Source organism: Microcystis sp. M169S2, from assembly GCF_020245865.1.
Classification (GTDB): domain Bacteria; phylum Cyanobacteriota; class Cyanobacteriia; order Cyanobacteriales; family Microcystaceae; genus Microcystis; species Microcystis ichthyoblabe_A.
This window is the reverse complement of record NZ_JADBUB010000114.1, coordinates 1-22,021: the sequence shown is the minus strand read 5'-3', so window position 1 is coordinate 22,021 and position 22,021 is coordinate 1. Positions and strand designations below refer to the sequence as shown.

General features: G+C 42.6%; 22 protein-coding genes and 1 pseudogene. 12 read left to right on the top strand and 11 right to left on the bottom strand.

The genetic code is table 11. From position 1 onward, the window contains the following. Positions 1 to 27: 27 nt before the first annotated feature. From IM485_RS12190 to IM485_RS12170, 5 genes are all read right to left on the bottom strand, one after another. A complete protein-coding gene (locus tag IM485_RS12190; protein ID WP_287743355.1) occupies positions 28 to 1,668 on the bottom strand; it encodes an MBL fold metallo-hydrolase in 1,641 nt (546 codons plus the stop codon). 24 nt (positions 1,669 to 1,692) lie between these two features. After that, on the bottom strand, positions 1,693 to 1,815 hold the full coding sequence (locus IM485_RS12185; protein ID WP_002737208.1) for a DUF8629 family protein: 123 nt from the start codon (positions 1,813 to 1,815) through the stop codon (positions 1,693 to 1,695). Between the two features lie 493 nt (positions 1,816 to 2,308). Beyond that, positions 2,309 to 2,839 carry an HNH endonuclease gene (locus tag IM485_RS12180; protein ID WP_287743353.1) on the bottom strand — a complete coding sequence of 177 codons (531 nt, stop codon included), beginning with the start codon at positions 2,837 to 2,839 and terminating at the stop codon, positions 2,309 to 2,311. Positions 2,840 to 2,854: 15 nt separating this feature from the next. Then, entirely contained in the window at positions 2,855 to 3,217 is a 363-nt protein-coding gene (locus tag IM485_RS12175) for a hypothetical protein (protein WP_287743350.1), read from the bottom strand. After that, on the bottom strand, positions 3,214 to 3,909 hold the full coding sequence (locus tag IM485_RS12170) for a hypothetical protein (protein WP_287743348.1): 696 nt from the start codon (positions 3,907 to 3,909) through the stop codon (positions 3,214 to 3,216). The genes IM485_RS12175 and IM485_RS12170 overlap by 4 nt, the downstream gene beginning before the upstream one ends. 83 nt (positions 3,910 to 3,992) lie before the next feature. On the opposite strand from IM485_RS12170, the gene IM485_RS12165 reads away from it, so the two are divergent. Together IM485_RS12165 and cysK are read left to right on the top strand one after the other, a co-directional pair. Continuing rightward, positions 3,993 to 4,139, top strand: a complete 147-nt coding sequence (locus IM485_RS12165; RefSeq protein ID WP_002796632.1) for a hypothetical protein — start codon at positions 3,993 to 3,995, stop codon at positions 4,137 to 4,139. A gap of 57 nt (positions 4,140 to 4,196) precedes the next feature. Then, positions 4,197 to 5,156 carry a cysteine synthase A gene (gene cysK, locus IM485_RS12160; protein WP_104397425.1) on the top strand — a complete coding sequence of 320 codons (960 nt, stop codon included), beginning with the start codon at positions 4,197 to 4,199 and terminating at the stop codon, positions 5,154 to 5,156. Between the two features lie 69 nt (positions 5,157 to 5,225). On the opposite strand, the gene IM485_RS12155 is transcribed toward cysK, so the two are convergent. Next, positions 5,226 to 5,942, bottom strand: coding sequence for a hypothetical protein (locus IM485_RS12155; RefSeq protein ID WP_104397424.1), 717 nt, complete (start codon positions 5,940 to 5,942; stop codon positions 5,226 to 5,228). Between the two features lie 520 nt (positions 5,943 to 6,462). Between IM485_RS12155 and IM485_RS12150 the strand changes: the two genes are divergently transcribed. From IM485_RS12150 to IM485_RS12140, 3 genes are all read left to right on the top strand, one after another. After that, on the top strand, positions 6,463 to 7,572 hold the full coding sequence (locus IM485_RS12150) for a T6SS phospholipase effector Tle1-like catalytic domain-containing protein (RefSeq protein ID WP_104397423.1): 1,110 nt from the start codon (positions 6,463 to 6,465) through the stop codon (positions 7,570 to 7,572). 243 nt (positions 7,573 to 7,815) lie between these two features. Further along, positions 7,816 to 8,235: a hypothetical protein gene (locus IM485_RS12145; RefSeq protein ID WP_133164168.1), complete on the top strand. Its 420-nt coding sequence runs from the start codon at positions 7,816 to 7,818 to the stop codon at positions 8,233 to 8,235. Positions 8,236 to 8,296: 61 nt separating this feature from the next. Next, complete coding sequence (locus IM485_RS12140) at positions 8,297 to 10,120, top strand: SH3 domain-containing protein (protein ID WP_287743343.1); 1,824 nt, start codon at positions 8,297 to 8,299, stop codon at positions 10,118 to 10,120. Between the two features lie 432 nt (positions 10,121 to 10,552). Here IM485_RS12140 and IM485_RS12135 read toward each other — a convergent pair whose 3' ends face one another. Further along, positions 10,553 to 12,787, bottom strand: coding sequence for a sensor histidine kinase (locus IM485_RS12135; protein ID WP_287743341.1), 2,235 nt, complete (start codon positions 12,785 to 12,787; stop codon positions 10,553 to 10,555). 262 nt (positions 12,788 to 13,049) lie between these two features. Here IM485_RS12135 and IM485_RS12130 point away from each other — a divergent pair, with 262 nt between their 5' ends. Next, positions 13,050 to 13,682, top strand: coding sequence for a response regulator (locus tag IM485_RS12130; RefSeq protein WP_002737320.1), 633 nt, complete (start codon positions 13,050 to 13,052; stop codon positions 13,680 to 13,682). 119 nt (positions 13,683 to 13,801) lie between these two features. Then, positions 13,802 to 14,533, top strand: coding sequence for a Uma2 family endonuclease (locus IM485_RS12125; RefSeq protein ID WP_287743339.1), 732 nt, complete (start codon positions 13,802 to 13,804; stop codon positions 14,531 to 14,533). Positions 14,534 to 14,719: 186 nt separating this feature from the next. Here IM485_RS12125 and IM485_RS12120 read toward each other — a convergent pair whose 3' ends face one another. After that, a complete protein-coding gene (locus tag IM485_RS12120) occupies positions 14,720 to 15,784 on the bottom strand; it encodes a pentapeptide repeat-containing protein (RefSeq protein ID WP_104397417.1) in 1,065 nt (354 codons plus the stop codon). 163 nt (positions 15,785 to 15,947) lie between these two features. Then, positions 15,948 to 16,841, bottom strand: coding sequence for a ferritin-like domain-containing protein (locus IM485_RS12115; protein WP_271926965.1), 894 nt, complete (start codon positions 16,839 to 16,841; stop codon positions 15,948 to 15,950). A gap of 410 nt (positions 16,842 to 17,251) precedes the next feature. On the opposite strand from IM485_RS12115, the gene IM485_RS12110 reads away from it, so the two are divergent. The 4 genes from IM485_RS12110 to argH all read left to right on the top strand — a co-directional run bounded on the left by IM485_RS12110 (position 17,252) and on the right by argH (position 20,063). After that, on the top strand, positions 17,252 to 17,587 hold the full coding sequence (locus tag IM485_RS12110) for a hypothetical protein (RefSeq protein ID WP_287637083.1): 336 nt from the start codon (positions 17,252 to 17,254) through the stop codon (positions 17,585 to 17,587). Beyond that, entirely contained in the window at positions 17,584 to 18,195 is a 612-nt protein-coding gene (locus IM485_RS12105) for a class II aldolase/adducin family protein (protein ID WP_104397415.1), read from the top strand. Before IM485_RS12110 ends, IM485_RS12105 begins: the two co-directional genes overlap by 4 nt. 106 nt (positions 18,196 to 18,301) lie before the next feature. After that, positions 18,302 to 18,505 (top strand): hypothetical protein, encoded by a 204-nt coding sequence (locus IM485_RS12100; RefSeq protein ID WP_002781387.1) that lies wholly within the window; start codon positions 18,302 to 18,304, stop codon positions 18,503 to 18,505. A 169-nt stretch (positions 18,506 to 18,674) separates the two neighbouring features. Beyond that, positions 18,675 to 20,063, top strand: a complete 1,389-nt coding sequence (argH, locus tag IM485_RS12095) for an argininosuccinate lyase (RefSeq protein ID WP_104397414.1) — start codon at positions 18,675 to 18,677, stop codon at positions 20,061 to 20,063. Here argH and IM485_RS12090 read toward each other — a convergent pair. After that, entirely contained in the window at positions 20,038 to 20,235 is a 198-nt protein-coding gene (locus IM485_RS12090; RefSeq protein WP_287743333.1) for a hypothetical protein, read from the bottom strand. The genes argH and IM485_RS12090 overlap by 26 nt on opposite strands. A 56-nt stretch (positions 20,236 to 20,291) precedes the next feature. Here IM485_RS12090 and IM485_RS12085 point away from each other — a divergent pair, with 56 nt between their 5' ends. Beyond that, positions 20,292 to 20,747 (top strand): NUDIX hydrolase, encoded by a 456-nt coding sequence (locus IM485_RS12085; protein WP_104397413.1) that lies wholly within the window; start codon positions 20,292 to 20,294, stop codon positions 20,745 to 20,747. A 491-nt stretch (positions 20,748 to 21,238) separates the two neighbouring features. Here the strand turns inward: IM485_RS12085 and IM485_RS12080 are convergent. Next, positions 21,239 to 21,912 (bottom strand): annotated as a pseudogene (locus IM485_RS12080) (IS1 family transposase). Between the last annotated feature and the right edge of the window lie 109 nt (positions 21,913 to 22,021).

Sequence of the window (22,021 nt, the reverse complement as noted above, 5' to 3'; positions counted from 1 at the left end):
CCCCCAAACCTTTTCAGCAAACCCTAATTATATATTGGCTTCAAAAACGGGACAATAGCCTTCAGCAACCACTTTAAAACCGTAGAGAGGAGAAGCGGGATTCCAACAGCGCTGACTTTTGTAGTGGACACAGACACGACAGCAATCCATCTCCTCTAAAGCTTTGGTGATGCGATTGGGACTCTCGCTTAATAATTCCCGTTGGGAGACTCCCCGCAATAATAATTCTTCCCCTTGCCAGCGAGCTTCTACCAGTCCCGTATCGGCGAAATTACTCCACCGGGGATCCCGGGTGATCGGCTCTGGTAAGGTGATAGTGATAATCGAATCCGATTCATTTAATTCTCCCTCATAGTGACTAGGGGCCGGAGGTGTCGGTTGCAGAAAGCGATCGCCAATAGGCAATTCCACCAGGGTTCCCACGGCCGGAGAATGGAGTTGATAACGGCTTTGTAATTCTTCTAAACTGGTCAAATCCGCTAGATATAGGGGGGAACCATGGACGAACATGATATGCTGCGGCCGCAGGTTATGGATCAGTTGGGTGGTGTTGCGACTATCGCTATGTTCGGCCAGTAGATAGGTTTCTTGGCTAATTAATCGCGAACGCTGTGCCGCTTTTAATCGGGGATTCTCCAGGTTGATATCGTGCAGGTGTTGGGGAACTAACATTAACCAAGGTTTATCCCCTTGCAGATATTTACTCACCTCCTCTAGGCGATCGATTAGTAAAATTATCGGAGTGGTTCCCCCTAGAGGTGTCGGTTTTTCTGGCAACCTTCGCAACCGGGGACAGATGCGCTCATCCCAAAATAAGGGCTGATGTTTGGCAAAATTCTGGACAGATGCGGGAAATTGTGGTAAAATTTCTAGGTAGGCATCGCAAGCTTTAGCGATCTTGCCCCCAACCCAGATATCAATGTCGCGGCCTGTGAATTGGTGGTGTGATCGCAGTAATTTTAAAATTTCTTGACCCAATCCCAAAGCGGGGACGGGTAGTAGGACATTTTGCCCCTCGGCGATCGCATGATAGATGCGATTCATCAACTGTTTTTCCTGCTGTCGTCGGTGGGGATGGCGTTCTGTGCCGTAACTGCCTTCAATAATCAGCACATCGGGGGATACTCCCCGCAGCAGATCGATCGATAATCCTTCCACCAGTTGAAAATTAGATAGGGAAAAATCGCCGGTATAGAGGACTTTATAGGTGCGTTTGGGGGTTTTGTAGGTGAAGAGAACCACGGCAGCCCCGGGTAGGTGGCCGGCCGGAAAAATCTCGACGGTGAGATCATCAAAGAGAGCGATCGGCGATCGCCATGGCCAACCCTGACAGAAACTGCCGATTTCCTCGGCAGAATCGGGCCATTGTAGGGGCAGCAGTTGTACTGTCACCTCACTGGCATAAACTGGCAATTGGGGATAGGTCTGATGGAGAGCGATTAACCCACGGATGTGATCGCTGTGGGCATGACTACAGAACACCAGATCCACGGGTGGTTTTTTGTTTTGGGTGAGGGGTTGCATATCGGCCAAACCGCAATCTAAAAGTATGCGATAGGGCCCGATTTTCAGGAGGAGACAAACCCCTTCCGATGTGTGACCGACACCAAAAGGTAAACAGGATAAAAGGGATTTCGACCCCCAGACAGCAGTAGAGCGTTGAACCATGGCAACCCTGATTATGATGACTGGTTAGTGAGCCGAACCATTGCCATCGTAGTTATCGCTATCGTAAAAACCGTTGCGGGTGCCGAAAAAGAGACAAGAGACGGTGAATACAGCCGTTAATGCCAACAGGATTAATTTGATGTCCATATAATTAGTGCAACTCCTCAGAGGGTATCTCCCCTAATACTAACCCAACTTTTTCGGTTGTTAGCAGCTAGGTTTTGAATTTGTCCCTGGGCGCTCAACCTCTTTTAATAATTAAACTTGCCAGTAATTTGTGATGATTTCATCAAAAACTACTGATAATTGTCGGAAGAATTAGCATTTTTTGTCATAATAGTCAAGAAAATTTCATGAAAATTTAGCCTGACTTTAAATGATCCTTTTCTCACGTGCGACGTAATGATACTAAATCCGTTGAGTATCTGCTACATATCAAGACAGGCAATAGGCAAAAGGGGAAATAAATAATCATTCTTTAATAACCGGATTTAGTATTAGACATCAGACAAAAGCAAACAATTTATTGATTTTGACTCAGATTAGCTCAATTCAATTATAGTGGAATTTTACTATGGGTTTTCGATTAAATTTGAAGGCTATTTGATTAGATGATAAAGTTAATTAAGGTTGATTAAAATTAAAGTTTGTTAAACTCGGCTAAGTCATTGGTCTTTTTAAGAAGAGGATAACGAATTGCTGTTTCATCGACTAGACTAGATAAATACTCATAAGTGTGACGAAGTTCATAGGCATTATCATCACTTTTTGCTTGGTTACACTGCCAGCATACCAGTTGTAAATTGTCAAAATCAAACATTTTTTCGGGACAGCGGGCTTTATTAATTATATGATCGATAGTGACATAATTGGGATGAAAAAATATCTGATTGATTTGATTAATAACTTTTTCCCCTTGAGAATTATTATATTCGTAACCCCTTTTGATAGCTTCTGACTGGGAAGAAGTTTTAAATTCTTCGCCATGCTTCATCTTTTTACCACAAAAAGGACAGGGTTTTTCTTTGGCCATTGTTCGATATTGATTCGGGCTAATTAATCCTTTTTGGGGATGTTCGATAACTGCTAGATGTTGATTAGCATTCCAGATTTCTGCAATTTCATCGGAGCTATATAATTGGGACAACTTTGATTTTGATACTTTAGTCATGGCAGTACATAATAATCATAATAAAGGATATTTAGCCAAAGCTTTATCTGCTATTTCATGCAAATTTTTAGAGACTTTTTCCAACTCTTGTTTTCCTTCTTCAGACATTTTTTGGGTTTTTTCAGACTCAATAATTGCTAAATCAATGGCTTTGACGAGATTTCCTTTATTTAATTCATGCTCAAATAAACTGACAACTTTATGAGTATTATTTTTAAAATCCTGAAGAAGTTCCCAAGAGCTTTTAACCTTTCCCCAGCCGCTATTATAATAGCCCTTTTTTCTCGCTTGTCTTTGTTGCTCTAGGGAAAGGCGATGAAATACTTCACTATTTCTTTTTTGCCATTGGCGATAGTTCATTTCTTCTAGTAAATTCATGGCTTCAGTTCCTGGTCATCTGCAAAGTAACGAGTGATTTCTTGCCACTTTTTGTCGCCATAGTTATTAATAATATATTTTTTAATATCCCCCATTTGTCTTCGTAGTTTATCATTAGTTTTTTCCAGAGATTCAACTGTAGAGATGGCTCGCTCTTTTATTTGTGTAATCCCATCCTGTTGTTGCTGAATAGTATTTTTTAGATCGCTCACCGCTAGATTATAACTGTCTTTATGAACTAATTCCTTTTCTAGTAAAGCCTGTTGACGTTCCCAGCCAGTTTTAGATAGACTAGCCTTTAACCATTGACCTAAACGATAAATCTCAGATTGATCAAAGTCTAATAAATCTTGACGTAACCGCTCTAACTTGTGTAGCAACTCATTAACTTTTTCTTGCCAATAACTGACTTCTTGTTTAAGCTCAACATTCTCGTTGGATAAATTCTGATTACTTTTTCCTAACTGTTCAATTTTGCCCTGGTGTCTGGATATTTGCAAGGACTGAGTTGAATTAACTTTGGCTCTCTCATTTCGTTCTTGTATGATAATCTGGAACAATTCCGCCGCTACAGGATCATCAAGATGTTCTACAATCCATTCTAGATGACGTGCTTTTAACCTATCGCTCAAATAGCCCTTAATTTCTATGTGTTGTTCTTTCAATAGGACCAGATTAGATTTAATGGTCATGACCGTAATTTTGACTTTAGTAAACTATCCATAGTTATTTTAGTACAAGTATAAGCTTTTGGAAAAAAGCAATCTTATCGGTCATGGTAGTTTTGCCTGTCTCTGGGAATCAACTCGGACTGACTAAAGAAACAAAGGAAAATGGAAATTTTGCCGATCTAGGGCTGGCCTTTGCTATAAGTGAGCTATATAGCGCCTCCTTGGCTAGTGAGGAAATTCTCAAACGCTAAAGCTGAGAGCTTACCGCTATAACTAAGCACACAAATCACCCAGACTGAGAAAATATCATGCGTATCGCTCACGATGTCACCGAATTGGTTGGCCGCACACCTTTAGTACAATTGAATCGGATTCCCCAAACAGAGGGCTGTCTTGGCCGAATTGTGATGAAATTAGAAGGGATGAATCCCGCTGCTTCCGTCAAAGACCGTATTGGCACCCACATGATTAATAGCGCCGAAAAAGCGGGTTTAATCAATCCAGAAACCACGATTTTAGTGGAACCCACCTCTGGCAATACGGGAATTGCCCTCGCGATGACTGCGGCAGCTAAGGGTTATCGCTTAATTTTAACTATGCCGGAAACGATGAGTTTAGAGCGCCGGGCGATGTTAAAAGCCTACGGTGCTACCCTAGAACTTACCCCCGGTTCCCAAGGCATGAAAGGGGCAATTTTACGCGCGCAGCAAATTGTCGATAGTATCCCCGGCGCTTATATGTTGCAACAATTTCGCAACCCTTCTAACCCAGAAATTCACCGTCTCACCACTGCTGAGGAAATTTGGCAAGATACCGACGGACAGGTAGATTTTATTGTTGCGGGTGTGGGTACTGGTGGCACGATTACGGGAGTCGCTGAAGTGATTAAATCTCGTAAACCTAGTTTTCAAGTAGTCGCGGTGGAACCTTTCAATAGTCCGGTGATTTCCGGGGGTAATCCCGGTCCCCATAAAATTCAGGGTATCGGTGCGGGTTTTATTCCAGAAGTTTTACGCACAGATCTGATTGATGAGGTAATTACCGTCAGTGATGAGGAAGCTTTTCAATTTGGTCGTCGTTTGGCAAAAGAAGAGGGTTTACTTTCGGGGATTTCTTCCGGTGCCAATCTTTGTGCCGCAATTCAACTGGCCCAACGACCGGAAAATGAGGGTAAATTAATTGTGGTGATTCAGCCTAGTTTTGGAGAACGTTATCTGAGTACGCTGATGTTCCAAAATATCGAGGAGCGCGAGTTAACTTTGGTGTAAAAAAATATCCTCCTCAGCCTCTAGCAGTCAGCTTTAGTTGAGGGCTGATTGCTAATAGCAGAGAGCTTTTTAATCATATTTCAAGAGGGATTTTTTCACCTGTAGGGGTATTTGTAAAGGTTGCGGTTTGATTGCTTCTTTGCCGGAAAAATTATCAAGTAAAGCCGAGCGCACTTGCGTATCGGTTTCTCGCGAGAGAAGATAACGAAAGTATTCTTGACATTGTTCTCGACGACTGGGGGAAAGTGGCATTTCACTTAAACGTCGGACTGCCATTAAGCGCATTAAGGGATCATTGACTGTTAATTTTTCTAACCAGCGATCGAAGTTTTTTGACTCATTTTCACCGCGATGGTCGAGAAAATGCCATCCTAGCAGGATTAAAGTCAAAACCGTGCCAAATCCTTGCAAAATTGAGGCCAAGGCCAACCAGCGATTTTCGGTATAGGTCCAAATGGCGACAGCGAGATAGGTGGCTAAACTGCCCAAACCGCCACAGACTACTGCTAAAGTTAACTTACCGCTATCGGCACTGAAAAAAGCACGCCCCCACAGCCACAGCGAGCGCCAGTTTTGACCCTGGAGATGGTAAACTCCAATCATCGCCCCCACTCCGGTTAAAGTAGCCAAAACTAACTGCCAATTCCACGCCCAGAGGATCAAAAAACTAGCACAAGCTGCCGCCCATGTCAAAAATTGACGGGTTTTTTTTGCCGCGAGAGTTTTGATGACTCGATGCTGCAGAGCGGGAGAAAAATAGGGAGGAAGACGGAATACTGAAGACACGGGAAGTTTTTCACTGAGGGTTTGATGATCACTATAGCCTGTTCTCAGGCAGACAGATCATTTTTCTTGGTAAAAATCCTTGTAGGAAAAGAGCGAAGTGCTAGGGTGGGCTAAAATTGCGATCGAGAATCGGCTAAAGTTCAGGTTGGCGAGCTTAGGTGTTAAGATGGTTTGCAATCAAACTCAACTTTTTTTAGTAATAAATAGCTCAACAATATTCTGTAAACTTATATACATAAATCTAAAGAAATATATTAATTTGCAATCCTTAGGGCAGTAAATTCTGATAGACGATCTAGAGTAGTAAGTATAAGTACCGCAACTAATTTTACCTAGTCAAGCTGGCTATCTAACTCATCTATATCACTTCCGAACAGAGTTAGAACTTCCTTTGTCTCGGTTGAGTCTTGCGGGACTTTTACCTAAAGGAAAATCTCGATAATTTTGAGTCATGATTCACTAGAATCCTCAAATATTCCATAAACTGGCGAGTTTTAAGAAACCTAGGAGGTTCATCGCTATGAAAAGCCGTCTTATTGTTTGTTGTGATGGAACTTGGCAAGATTTAGGACAAGGTTATCCTACCAATGTTGTCAAAATGGTGCAAGCTATCACACCACTTGATGATAGTAAGGGCAACCCCATCCGTCAAATCATCTACTATGACGAAGGGATTGGGACAAAACAATCTAATGCCGAGGTAACTGATACTTTAATTAAAATTGCTGGAGGTGCTTTAGGCATTGGCATGGATCATAAGATTGAGGATGCCTATCGTTTTCTGTGCTTAAACTATCAACCTGAAGATGAAATTTATCTCTTTGGGTTTAGTCGGGGAGCTTACACTGTACGCTGTTTAGCTGGGTTAATTTATAATTGTGGTTTGTTGTATCGAGAATTTATCCGACAAATTCCCAAAGCCTACGAAATTTACCGAGACAAACAAAACCCAAATAACGCACCTAACGGTAAAAATGCCATTGATTTCCGTAATCAGTATGGACGACGAGTTCCTATTAAAGCCTTATGCTGTTGGGATACGGTTGCTTCTTTAGGTATCCCTGATATCGTTCATTCTCTGCACTTGGATGAAAAGTTCAACGAACGTTATCGCTTTTATGATTCGACCATCAATCCTACAATTGAAAAGGCGTTTCATGCAGTTGCCATTGATGAAATTCGTAAAGTCTTTGATGTAACGCTAATGCGTCCCCATTCTACCCACATCAGACAACAAAAAGAACAGGTGGTTCAAGTTTGGTTTCCGGGGGGTCATGGTTGCGTTGGTGGAGGTTCTCAGGAAGAATCTGGCCTATCCGATGGAGCTTTATTGTGGATGATGGAACAAGTCGAAACCTTGGGTTTGGTCTTAGATAAAAGTTATATTCAACATGAAGTTCATCCCAATTGTAGTGCGTATTTTGATAATACGTCAAAATGGCCATTTAATGTAGCGGGAACAGCACCTCGCCAATTTGAAGGGGATGTTAGCAATTTGCATGAAAGTGTTAAAAATCGCTGGACAGACCTGAATCTTAATCCCCCTTATAAACCCGCTATTCCTGAAATTCAAATGATGCTTGAGCAAGAGCTTGGTGCTTTGAGAAAGAAAGAAATAGTCTCTGTTTAGCACTTCTCTCCCTTAGGACTATTTGGCGTTTGAATCATCACTCATTGATGACAAAAGTTTCCTCAAATGGGGATGGATGCTATGAAAAACTTGATGAGAAGTATTATTTTAGTTAGTTTAAGTCTGGCTGTTCTCCCCATTAATAGCCCCCATCTCCTGTCTCAATTAAAGGAAGAAAGCTATGTCAAAATCATCCAAAAGTTATTGATAACGGATAACCTAGAATCCGATCCTTTTGCTTTGATGAGAGAGGAAAGCTTAGGGAAACTAAAACTTGATCTTTCTGCTCAACAAGTTATCCAATTACTCGGAAATCCTAGACAAAAAGGAGGAGTAGAGTTTTGGGTAGGGGATGCAATTTATCATCAATATTGGTATTATCCTAATCAAGGTATTACCCTCAGCATGGCATCAGAAACTGAAAAAGGACAGCAAAATATTGCCTTTATTAAATTAGTGTCCCCTTCAACACTTCCAACCAAACGAGGCATAACAATTGGCAGTTCAATAGAGGAGGTTAGCCTTGCCTATGCCAAAGAAAAAGATCAAGAGATGTCAATACCTGATCAAACTTTTGTCGCTGGTTCAATTTATGGAGGATTGATTTTTACCTTTGATAATGGTCGGGTCATTGAGATTTTTTTAGGGGCGGCAGCTGAATAAATACCGATCAGTTAAGTCTTCTTATCTGTTGTTAAAACTTGTAATTTCAGGGATAGAAATTATGTCTTACTTTATTTTTCCACTTCGTCAAAAACCCAGTTTAAGCTATAAGGACGGCGGACGGCAATTCGGTGCAGATCGTCCCGGAGGTCGAAAACACGCAGGTTGTGACTTAATCGCACCAAAAGGAACGGAAATTTTAGCAATGGCAGATGGGAAAGTTATCGTCGGTCCCTATGCTTTTTTCTCTGGAACGAATGCTATAGAAGTGAAGCATGATAACGGAATGGTTATCCGTTATTGTGAAATTGGACAGATGCTTCCTCGTGGCATTCAAGTGGGAGCAAGAGTATCAAAAGGTCAAGTGATTGCCTATGTTGGTCGTCTTCATTCTGGCAGTTCAATGTTGCACTTAGAAATGTATCAAGGAACTCAAAATGGTGCATTAACACAAGCTGGAAATCGTCCTTATCAACGTCGCTCTGACTTATTAGACCCCACGGATATTTTAGATCATGCAACTTTAGTGGACTCAACACCCACACCTGATGGCGATATCGGCACAGTTAATGCTCAAGTTACTACGAGTCTTAATGTCAGAAATGATGCCAAGTTATCCGCACCTGTGCAGTTTACCTTACGTTTTGGGGAAACTTGTATTGTCCTAGAAAAAGTCACAGGAGATACCTATTCCCGTGACCAAAATCAATGGTACAAAATTTACAAAGACGGAAAAATAGGATTTGCGGCGGCAGTTTATATTGATGTCACCGAGCAACCTGAAGAACCCAGTAATCTGGCAAAAGGCCGAGTTAATAATCATGTGCAGACTGTCCTAAATGTTCGGAGTCAGGCCGCCACAACTGCCCCCATTCTCTTTGAATTAAGCCCCGGTGCCACCTGTACCATTCTGCAAGGAGTGACAGGCTCTCCCTATCCTCCTAATAATCAAACCCAATGGTATCAAATCCAACAGGGGGGACAAACGGGATATGCCGCCGCTTACTACATTGATAAATTCGACGAGAATAATCCTCCTCAAGTCTTGGAAATTGAGAGTGCCGAAGGACGAGTGAATCATCGGGTATCGAGTACCCTTAACGTCAGAAGCCAACCCAATACCAATTCAAACATTTTATTCACCTTAAGCACAGGAACAACCTTCAAAGTCCTAGAAGAAATTCCTGGCAGTGAATATGACTTTGGGCGCACAGATTGGTTAAAAATTGATTACAACAATCAACAAGGCTATGTGGCCGCCCATTACGTTGATATTAACCTCGATCCACCACCAGCCAGCCGTTGGGATCAAGCCTTAATGCAAGCTCCCACAACAGGTGCATCCGCAGCGACGGCTTCTCAGGATGGACTGTCAGCAGGGGTGCAATCTTCCCACAAAATGGCACAAACTGACCTACAACGGGTAAAAGCCATGGCCGATTGTTTCTGTACTGCTGCGGCTAAATTCGGTGTTCCGGCAGCTTTATTGGCGGCCGTTGCCAGTCGAGAATCTCGGTGTGGAAATGTTTTACACAACGATGGTTGGGGAGATGGGGGTAACGCTTTTGGCATCATGCAAGTGGACAAACGCTCCCATACGGTAGAAGGAATACCTGATGGTCCCAAGAGTTTAGCCCACGTTGAACAAGCTACAGGCATTTTTGCTAATTGCCTCCAACAAGTCCAACAAAAACATCCTAATTGGGAAGATCGTTACGTCATTAAAGGCGCAGCAGTTGCCTATAATTCAGGACTTCGTAATGTCCAGACCAAAGAAGGGATGGATATTGGGACAACAGGCAATGACTACGGTTCTGATGTCATGGCACGGGCGCAATATTACGCTAATCATGCGGATTTGAGTGTCTTCCGAATTAGCCTTTAAACTGCTACCGATCCGGCTCTTCTAGGTTCTGTGTGATAAGTTTAACTTACAGAGGATCGATCAATCTTTGTGTCCTTTGTGTCTTTGTAGTTCCTTCCACGCGCTCGCCAGAAAGAATGTATCTTAGAATACATTTTGCCCACCAAACCTAAGAGAGCCTCGATCCTAGTAGTCAGACCCCATAAGGGATTTATCTGGCTACTAGGGGATTATGAAAAGTTGGTTCTTCGTTACTTGGTATGGTTTGATCGGGTTTAGTTATGAAGATGTGCGTAATGTCGGACTTAAAAGCCTTGAATTTAACCTTTGGCTGGGCTGGGAGTGGCCTAACCATCTATCACCTCTTGATTTCAGGCTATATATCTTCATTCTATATCCCCCAGAGTTCCAGAAGAGCGATAAGCATAATCATCTCGCTCTCGTTAAAAATCACTAATTACTGTTGACTAACTCCTGCTTAATTGCTCGATAATTTTGATGGGCAAGGGGTAAAGTAAACCAAAACTGTGAGCCAACCCGGGGGGTGCTTTTTACCCCAATTCTGCCGGAGTGAGCCTCGATAATTTGCCGACATTGGTAGGAACCTAAACCAATCCCCGTTAGGTGTTGATTATGAAGATTTCTTACATATAAATGGAAAAGATGTTGACATTGTTCTTCGTCCATGCCAATACCATTATCGCTTAAAGTGCAGTAGAGCATATCTTGGTCAATACGAGCATCTAAGGCTAATTGAATTGGTGAAGGATTATGTTTTAAGGCATTATTTAATAATTGCTCAAAAACACTTCTTAGCTGACAAGGATCGGCATCAATAGCGGGTAAATTATCGGGGAGAAGATTAATAAAAGTAGCTTGGTATAAATCAAAATCTTTTTGCCAATCTTTGAGCCAAATTTCCACCTGTTCTTTTAAAAATAGAGGTTGACGATGCAAGATTAAAGGCCGTTCTTCAGCAAAATGATTTTCTGATAAAGCATTAATTAAAGTTAATTGTCGATCGCAACTACGCACCACCTGATCGAGCATTACTCGCGAGATAGTTACTTTTTCTGTTGGCCGACACTGGAAATTTTTTAACAACATCACTAATCCCATAATCGAAGTGCGAAGATCGTGGGATACTGCCTGTAAAAAAACCGTTTTCATTTCGTATAAACGCTGAATTTCCCGGACTTTTTCCCGCAGTTCGAGGGTTCTTGTTTCTACTTCCCGTTCTAAATTATTATTCAATCTTTGCACCCTCTGATATAGTTGCGCTTGACCGATAGCGATACAAACTTGGGTGGCTAACTGTTCTAATAATTTGACCTCGCTTTTTTGCCAATGACGGGGATGGGAATATTGATGGACTACTAAAGCGCCTAAATGTTGATGATTAACCGTTAGAGGTAAAACTAAAGAGGATTTAACTTGCAGGTATTCGTAATAACCCTTGAGAGTGGGCAGCGTTTGCACCTTAGCGGTATTATCAGCAATAATTAACTTATCTAAAGAAAATAATTGTCCCAATTCTTCTAGTAATTCTGGTTCGGGAAACCAACCCATGAGCGGGGGAATCTGGGGACGACGGGACTCGGCGATTACCTTGGCCCACCCCCCCTCTTGACAGTGACCGATATAGACTTGATCGGCATCGAGAAAATGTCTGATTTCCTCAACAATGGTATTTAAAACCTGATCTATATCTAAAGATTGATGGACTTTTAAAGCAACTTGTGTTAATAAATGTTCTCGTTCTAAAGTTTCATTTAAAGCTCGATCGATCTGTTGTCTTTCGGTAATCGCCGCCGATAAAAACAGAGAAGTTGACATGACAATGACTAAAAAGATTTGTAAGATCAGGACACCTCTGGTATAATCAGGAGCCTGTAGGATAAAAGGGCTGATTCCCCCGGCCAATCCCATCAAAGCTAAGATAGACACCAAAAAATTCGCGATTACCGCTCCCCAGGTCTGAAAACGCATGGCAGCCCAAACCACAAAGGGAAAAGGTAGATATTCGAGGTACTGCACCATACTCCAATCGGGGTTAGGAAAATTCTGTTGACCACCAAAAACCAGAGAACTCACCACCGTTAGCAAACTCAGACAAAGTAAGGCCTCGCCAAAGCGTTGGGGTTGCCGGGTTTCCCGCAGGGACTGACGATTGAAGTAAAAACGCAACAGCAGCGGCGTGGTCATTAATATTCCCGTACTATCTCCGAGCCAGATAATGCCCCAAGACTGTCCAAATTGCCGCCAATCCCAAGTATTTAGCCAACTACGGGCAAAAGTATCGATAGTGGCATTAACTGCCGAGGCCAATAAGGCCGCTAAAAATACCAGTAAAAGGATATCGCGAATACGCTGTAAAGTGGCGGAAAATCTCAGATAATGCAGTAATTGCGCCCCTAACAGAGCCGATATACTGCTACCGACCGCCGAAAATAGAGCTATGGGCCAACTTCCCCCTAAAAAGAAGGTAAGAAGCAAATCTCCGATAAAAACGCCTAAAACTAGCCTTTTTCCCCCTAAAAAAACAGCAGTTAAGCCAATACCAGCACTCATCCAAATTGGGGCAGGTCGCGACCCTAAATTTAAGCAGAGATAGCCTAGCCAACCAACACCCAGATAAACTAGGGCAACAAGCACAATTTTAGACCGATCTGATGAAATCCGTAGCATTTTCAGTTATCAGTTATCAGTTATCAGTTATCAGTCATCAGTCATCAGTTATCAGATTTGGGTTCTAAGTGAGCAGTGTGTATTAAGCGAGCAGTATTAAATAGTAGTTTCCCACTGTCTTTTCACTGTTTACTGATCACTGATCACTGGTCACTGATCGCTGATCACTGTTAATCCATCTCCAGATTGCCTAAACTAGGAGTAGTTCTGCTTCATGCAGATGGGTGAAAACCGTACATTTTCCCGTTAGGAATCAAAGATTATGCGGATTTTAATTGTTGAAGACGATCCTTTAATGCAGTTAGGTTTAGAACAAGCGCTCGGTGAACAGCCAGATTTTGAGATCGTCGGTCAAGCGAGTGATGGTCTAGCAGGGGTACAATTAGCCCTATCCCTACGGCCGGATTTAGTGGTCATGGACATCGGTTTACCCCGTCTCGATGGCATTGCGGCAACCAAACAGATTAAGGAAGGTTTAGCTAATGTTCATGTGGTTATGCTCACTTCCCACACTCTCCAACAGGAAGTGATCGCAGCTCTGGCCAGTGGCGCTGATGCCTATTGTATCAAGGGAGCGAGTCTCGATCGCCTTTTGGCCGCTATTGAAGCAGCTAAGGACGGGGCCACCTATTTAGACCCTCAAATTGCCCGTTTAGTCATGGATAATCTCAAACCGCCAGCAGTGCAACCTAATCCCAATCTAGCACTTTTATCGGAGCGAGAAATGGAGGTTTTAAAGTTAATTGTTGAAGGCAAAAGTAACGCTGAAATCGCCGAACAACTTTATTTAAGCACCAATACGATTAAAACCCATGTGCGGGGAATTATGAATAAATTGGCCGTGGACGACCGAGTACAAGCGGCGGTAATTGCTCTGCGTTCTGGTATTGTTTAAGGAGAAAATGGCGATTTACCCACAGGAATATTCTACCTCAATTGCTACTGCTACAATTGCTCAAAAAATCCCTTCAATCATTTATAATAACTTATCGACCTATCTCTGTTGGACAAACCATGACTATCGCTGAAAGCTTACCCCTAGTGGAGTCCCATGTCAACCCTGAGATAATCTTCCCAGAAGGCGAATTTTGGAGTGATGAACCACCCTTGGAAAGTAACCTACATCTACAACAAATTATTTTATTAATTCAGTGTTTAGAATGGTGGTGGCGCGAGCGAGAAGATTATTTTGCCGCCGGCAATTTAACCATTTATTACAGTCCCAACCAGAAAAAGTCAGAATTCTTTCGTGGTTCCGATTTTTTCGTCGTTTTGGGGACAAATCCCAATCCCAACCGCAGAAGTTGGGTAGTTTGGCGAGAAGAGGGCAAATATCCCAATTTAATTATCGAAATTCTCTCCGATAGTACCGCCAAAGTTGACCGAGAGGAGAAAAAACAAATTTATCAGGATATATTTCGCACTCCCGATTATTTTTGGTTTGACCCAGAAAGCCTAGAATTTGAAGGATTTACCCTAATTAGCGGTCAATATCAACCGATTACCCCCAATGCTCAGGGACGGCTCTGGAGTCAACAATTAGGCTTATATTTGGGTTTATCTGCCAATAAATTGCGCTATTTTACCCCGGAAGGGGAATTAGTACCCACTCCCGCAGAAGCGGCACAACAGGCAGAAAATCGGGTTTTAGAGGCAGAAAACCAAGTCGAGCAAGAAAAGCAAAAAGCGGCGAAATTAGCGGCTAAACTGCGGGAATTGGGCATAGATGCCGAGGAAAATCTCTAATCTTCTTTTTTGATTAGATGACACTGTTTTCCGTCAGCGGTGAGGGGATTTGGTGTCATCTAGAGGCCCCATACTAAATCCGGTTATTAAAAACTGATTATTTATTCTCCCCTTTGCCTTTTGCCTCTTGCCTTTTACCTGTCTTGATATGTAGCCTATACTCAACGGATTTAGTATCATAGTTGACTAATCGCAGAAAGCTCCGCGCAAGCGTAAATTTTCCCGCAATTCCTCGGTCATACCCACGTTATCGGCAAACTTTGCCCCCTTCACTTTTGCCCCGCTAAAATTCGCTTGAGTGATGTTGACTTCAACCAAATTAGCTCCTTCTAAATTGGAGCCAATTAAATTAGCTAAAGCCAAACTAGAACGATAAAAATCAGCATAACTTAAATCGGCATTAGCTAATAAGGCTCCGCTTAAATCCGCTCCCTTAAAACTAGCATGACTGCCGTTAATTTCACTTAAATCAGCATCGGTTAAATTGGCCCCCCGCAGATTAGCTTGATAGAGATTAGCCATACCTAAAGATATACCACTTAATTCCGCTGCCAGAAGATTTGCCCCAGTAAAACCCGTTAGGGGATCCAGTTCAGCTAATTGGGCTAATTCCAGAAAATCATCACTAACAGCAGCATAAATTCCCTCGATTTGTGTCTGCAATTTCTCTAAATTTTCTGATGCTGCCGGTTGCGGTTCAACTAGAACATTATCTAATTCCACCTGCGATGAACCCAAAGAAATACGACTTAAAAAAGCATCAAATTGATTTTCCATTAGGAAAAATGCTAACTTTCGCTCTAAAATACTATGTTTATTGGGACTTAGATCGTGTTTCCATAATCCCGATGTTTCCGTGATACAGATATCGGCAGCTGTCAGGGAAAATTGCACCGTCAGATGATAAGGTTCTTCCTCCACACTGACGGTTCCTAGGTTAATCCTTTCGATCGCTCCTGTAAATATTGACTGAGGACTTTTGAAAGATAACCGCCATTGATGATTATTAATACGATTTATGTATAACTCTTGACTCGAAAGAGGATTTGGTGTTAGGTGACAATTAACTAAAACAAAATCTAATTTTCCTCCTTTTAGTCCCCATTTGATTTCCCCGCCGAGGAGAGATTGAATTTGAGCTTGTAGGTGTAAAGTTAAATATAAATCAAATTTTTGCGAGTCGGTGGCTACTGGTTCTAGGGTTAACGATACACTATCGGGGTAGCGATCAAAGGCAGCTAAAAGACGCATAATCTAAAAAAGAAAAGTCAAAATAAACAGTAAAAAAGTGGTGTTTCTCTGGCTCCAAAGCCGAGAACTCACCCCTATTTAAAACAATAGCTGATTTTCTCGATCCTCGCTGAACATTTCTTCAGCGATCGCTGAATGATTACCCCTGAAAATCAAGATTAAATTAGTTGACTTTCTCTTTTTTGCCGATATTGCCGTCCGCATTAAAAAACATCGGTAAAAAGCGTTCCATAAACATTTGTGGATCACGATTCCAGGCTTTTTGAGCCGCTTCTACCCGGAATAATTGCAATTTCGGGTCGAGAAGGGTTTGGGGTAAACGTTCCATCAGATATTGAGGACGTTCCCAGAGCGGCATAGTGGCGGCGATGTCCATTAAATGACCGAAGCGGCGCAATTCTGCCCCCAGGGTGATATCCATACCCGATTCATAGGCGGCCTGTTCGATCGCTGAGTATTTGGCCTTAGCTTTTTCGACTTTTTGCCGATGTTCGGGGCTTTTTTGAGCAATTTTGGCTAACCAACGATTACCCCAACGCACATGGCCCGCTTCTTCGGGAAAGATTTTGGCGATCGTTTCCTGAATTTTCAGATTTTCCGGGGTTTGTTCCCCTGCTTTGAGGGCATAAATATGGGCGGCAAAGTATTCGCATCCCCGTTTTTCCGTGACGTTAATTGCCGCTAGGGCCGCAATCAGTCCATCTTCCCTTTGTTCTTCGCCTTGGAATTGATCTTGATCGAGAAGACGTTCAAATTCATCGATATAGGACAACCCCGGCGGTTTCCCCACATCGGCCCCCAATTCGATTAATAAATCGGTTAACCAGTAGGCATGGCGGGCCTCATCGGCGACGTGACGGGAAAGCTCCTGGATCAGTTCTTTCGGTTGTCCGTCTAGGGTTTCGATCAGTTCGGTCAGGTCTTTACAGCTACGTTGTTCGTTGTAGCGGTAACGGTTGAGGGTGACAAGATGAATTTCGCGATCGCTAATGACACGCTTCATGATGTCGCGAGCGCTCATCGTCTTCTTGAATTTACGAGGGTAAGCAACGGTCATGATTTTGTATCGTTTTGTAAACGGCTTCCCGTATTCTAACGGAGTTTTTTGGCTCTCTTGGATTTGGTGGGTAAAATGTATTCTAAGATACATTCCTCCTAGAGAGGGGGTGGAACGAACCACAAAGACACAAAGGACACAAAGATCGATCAATCCTATGTAAGTTAAACTTATCACACACAACCTAGAAGAGCCATTTTTTCCCGATCTGGCAAGGGATTGGCAAGTGGCCAGCTTTTTTCAGTAACCAGTGAAAGATAAGCTGCCCGCGCATTTAAATTGCTTGTGGAGATGAGATACTCTTTACTGTTGGCTCTTGCAAGAGTAAAGAGATTGGGGGAAGATTCGGCTAATCTAAGAATAAGCGGTTAAAATGCGTCTTAGCTTATCAAGGACAACTAGAACTGTCTATGAACACATTTACTCCCCATCAAATTGTTAGTTTATTCTGCAAAAATCGAACTTTATACGGAGAAGTAATTCAGGTTATCGAAAGTCGTTCGGCTCTTTGGGTGCGTCCTCTTTGGTTAATTATAGCCGATAATTTTGAGGCCATTGATGTGCGGGAATGCTCCGATTTAATTCTACCTATCAACTTATTTAACCCCGCCTTAGATACGGAAGTTTTACCTCTATTTTCTCAAGCAATTAAAGATAATTATATCGCCAATATTTCCTATCCTCTCCAGGACTTTGTGCAGAAAGTTTGTCAAAATTATCCCGAATATTTTCAGAAAAATCTATGATTGATGAAGGTTACGTTAAATACAATTGTACTTGGATTCCTGACCGTCCCTTAATAAGCTCAGAGATTGCAGAATTAAATTATTGGCGCAATCGCCTCTATCGATTAGGATTAATCGGTCAATACGATAACGGAATCGGTTTTGGGAATGTGAGTCAACGAGGAAAAATAGACAAAGAAATCATTATTTCTGGCACTAACACCGGGGGGATTCCAGTATTAAATGAATCCCATTACACCACAGTTATAGACTACGATTGGCAAGAAAATCGTGTCACTTGTCGGGGAACAATCGCCGCTTCTTCGGAAACTCTCACCCATGGAGCAATTTATGAAGCGAATCCCCAGATTAATGGGGTGATTCATATTCACCATCGCCCCCTGTGGCAAAATTTAATGTATCGAGTGCCGACCACTCAAGAAAATATCGCCTATGGAACCCCAGAAATGGCCGCAGAAATTATCCGTTTATGTCAAGAAGAGCGTCTAGAAGAGCAACAAATTTTAGTGATGAGTGGTCATGAAGAAGGAATTATCGCCTTTGGGCAAGATTTAGCAAAAGCGGGCAACTTATTATTATCCTACTACCAGCAATCTCAATCATCTTGAAAGTGACCTCCTTTCCAACTCACCGCCGGGGAGACAAAAGTGGTTTTGATTTAGTCGTTTTCATGTTAACTTATTCTGTAGATTTTCGTTTTTAAGGAATGCCATCGTGATCAACATCTTCCATCATCTATCTGTCTCGATCGACTTTTCGCCTCTTACCAATGTCTTGATGACTATTTCCGAGCAAGACGTGGATATCATCGGCAATGTCCAGAAAGCCTTCTCAAATTTCGTCAAAACTGGGCAAGCATGGGCCCTATTAATCGGTTTCATTGCCGGTTATATGTTTCGAGGTTTTACTTCTTATTAGCTTTTCGCCTATCGGCCTTCAGCCAGAGCGAGCAATTCTTGCTATTCTTATGTTTGTAGGGTTGGAGATTTTTCTAACCTGAAGCGGTAATGCTATCAGCGCCGGATTATTCCCCAAAATTGTCCAGCATATTTTGGTTAACTTTATCCACAATCATCTAACGAAAACAGTGACAGCAAAGAAAACTTGGAGCGATCGCTTTGAAGGTAGTCTCCATCCTACGATCGTAGAATTTAACGCCAGTATTGGTTTTGATATCGAATTAATCGAGTATGATCTCACCGGATCGATCGCTCACGCTAAAATGCTCGCCTATACGGGTATTATCAGCCCCGAAGAAGCTGATAGTCTCGTCTCTGGATTGGAACAAATTCGTCAAGAATACCGCACCGGCAACTTTAACCCCGGCATCGATCAAGAGGACGTGCATTTTGCCGTAGAACGCCGTTTAACCGAGATTGTGGGAGATGTGGGCAAAAAACTGCACACGGCCCGTTCGCGGAATGATCAGGTAGGAACGGATATTCGTCTGTATCTTAGACAACAAATCGATGATATTAGGCAAGAAATTCGCAATTTTCAGCAAGCTTTAGTCAATCACGCTGAAAACCATCTGGAAACCCTGATCCCCGGTTATACCCACCTACAGCGCGCTCAACCGATTAGTTTAGCCCATCATCTCCTAGCTTATTTTCAAATGGCCGAACGGGATCACCAAAGATTAGGGCAAATTCGGGCCAGGACTAATATTTCGCCCCTAGGATGTGGCGCTTTAGCGGGGACGACTTTTCCGATCGATCGTCATTACAGCGCCAATTTACTCGATTTTGAGCAGGTGTATAACAATAGTCTCGATGGAGTCAGCGATCGAGATTTTGCCATTGAATTTATGACGGCCGCTAGTCTGATTATGGTCCACCTGAGCCGTCTGAGCGAAGAAATTATTCTCTGGGCTTCCCAAGAATTTAGTTTTATCACTCTCACCGATAGTTGTGCCACGGGATCTAGCATTATGCCCCAGAAAAAAAACCCCGACGTTCCCGAATTGGTGCGCGGCAAAACAGGGCGGGTTTTTGGGCATTTACAGGCGTTATTGACCTTAATGAAGGGTTTACCCCTGGCCTATAACAAAGACTTGCAGGAGGACAAGGAGGCGTTATTTGATGGCGTTAAAACCGTGCGGATTTGTTTGCAAGCGATGACGGTACTTTTAGCCACCGGAATTCAATTTAAAACCGACCGATTAGCTAATGCGGTGGCGGAAGATTTTTCTAATGCAACGGATGTGGCGGATTATTTAGCCAGTAAGGGAATTCCCTTCCGAGAAGCTTATAATTTAGTCGGGAAAGTCGTTAAAAGCAGTTTAGCAGCGGGTAAGTTATTAAAAGATTTAACCCTGACGGAATGGCAAGAATTACATCCAGCTTTTGAGGCCGATATCTACGACGCGATCGCTCCTCGTCAGGTGGTGGCAGCCCGTAATAGCTATGGTGGCACAGGTTTTGAACAAGTGCGATCGGCTTTAATTCAAGCTAAAGCCATTCTCGATCATGATTGATATTGTTAGGGGTTGGGGGATAGGTGTTAGGCAAAAGTCCTGACTTGAAAGAGGGTGTAGGGTGTGGGGTGTGGGGTGTAGGGAAGGAAACCTCTTTCTTCTGACAATTAGCCGAACCTCCCCCAATCCTTTTACTGTTGCCTTTTGCCTTTTGCCGTTCGGCTGAGCTCACGGCCGAAGCCTTTTGCCTCGTCTCAACAAGCAATTTAAATTACGAACAGCTTATATATGGGTCGTGTTTGGCATTTTATTAAAAGTGTGATGGGAATTATCTTTCGTCATCCTGTAACTGGGGTGACAATAATTCCGCTGCTTGCTGATGGTACAATTGTTTTAATCCGACGCAGAGACACCGGCAAATGGGCCCTACCGGGGGGAATGGTCGATTGGGGGGAAGATATTTTTAATACTGCTCAAAGGGAATTAAAAGAGGAAACAGGATTAAATTTAGTCAGTTTAGGGCGTTTAGTGGGGGTTTATTCCTCTTTTGACCGTGATCCGCGTATTCACTCAATTTCAGTGTTAATTGAAGTGACGGCTGCGGGGAATTTTCAGATCAAAGATACATTAGAAGTTAGCGAGGTGAGAGCTTTTAGCGTCGAAACTTTACCTCTAGGTAATCTCAGTCACGACAATGATCGCCAACTAGAAGATTATCTCAAGGGTGCCACTGTAGTGGCTTGATTTTTTCCTATTTGTCAACAGTTCCCTTAAACGTGACTCCATGCTAGAAATTGTACCTGGAATTTTGGTGAACAGGTGGTGGTGGTGATTCGGTAGTAGTAATGGCGGCTTAATCCTTTGCTTTGCTGTGCATTGTAGTCATGGATAAAATACCAAAGGGTTCCCCAACGTGATTCTCCATTTTTTTAGAGAAAGATAGACTCTCTCTCACCAGCAGATAAATCCTTTATCGAAAGGTATTATTTAGGGTCTGCTGAAAAAGTTTTTCCTGGGGGTAGGAGTCAGGAGTCAGGAGTCAGGAGTCAGGAGTTTCAGGCTTTGTTGCCCTTGTTTTTTGTACCAAGCGATGTACCACAAGAAGGATAATGCAAGGTTTTTGAAAGTCCCAATCCTATTTTCTTGCACTAACATCGGACTTTAACAGGTCAAAAGCCTTATTTTAAAAGGGTTTTACCATTATTCAGCAAGCCCTATTTAATCTTTCAATAGGATTAGTTTGACCAGTTTTTTGACCTACTGCCCGATGACGTTTACTAGGAATTACTGTCTTATAGGACTCCCAAAAGTCTGTGTAAGCAACAGCGCATTGTCGGTAAACACCTGGTAAACTGGCCCCAAAGTTTTTTGGCTGATTGACGACTCCTATCTCCTAAATAGCAACCCAAATTTCCCTTGTTTTTCTATCAATTAACCGCCAAATATAAACTTTTATCGTCTTAGAAAAAACAAAAGACCACCCTTCGGCTTCTCTCAGGCTTCGGCCGTGAGCTCAGCCGAACGGGTCAACGTCGAGGCTTCGACGGTGAGCTCAGCCGAACCGCGAAGTCGAGACGTTGACATAGTTTTGTAAACATGACCAACTTACCCCTGTTACTCTAGCAATTCCTCGTAAGGAAATTCGTTCGATCAAGAGTTTATCAATTAATTGTTTGGTTTCGTCAGAGACGGTTTTATTAGTGGTATTGATCACAAACTGACGACCACATTCTTTACATTGACGTTTGGGTTTTCCATTATGAATAGAACCATTCTTAATCCTATGGTGAGAACCACAATTAGGACAGGGGAATAGAGGTGAACTAGGGGGGGGATTTTGTTCGGTGCTAGACTGATATTTGAGTAAGCCAGACAGAAGCCAGAAAAAGATATTTATCAGAAAAGTCATGATCAAGCTAGAGGTTTAAAGACTGATCGGGTTCCAATTATTTTTATTAATAAATATTTTACACAATTCATACCAGGTAAGCAAGAGGGCTACGCCACTACTACCAAAT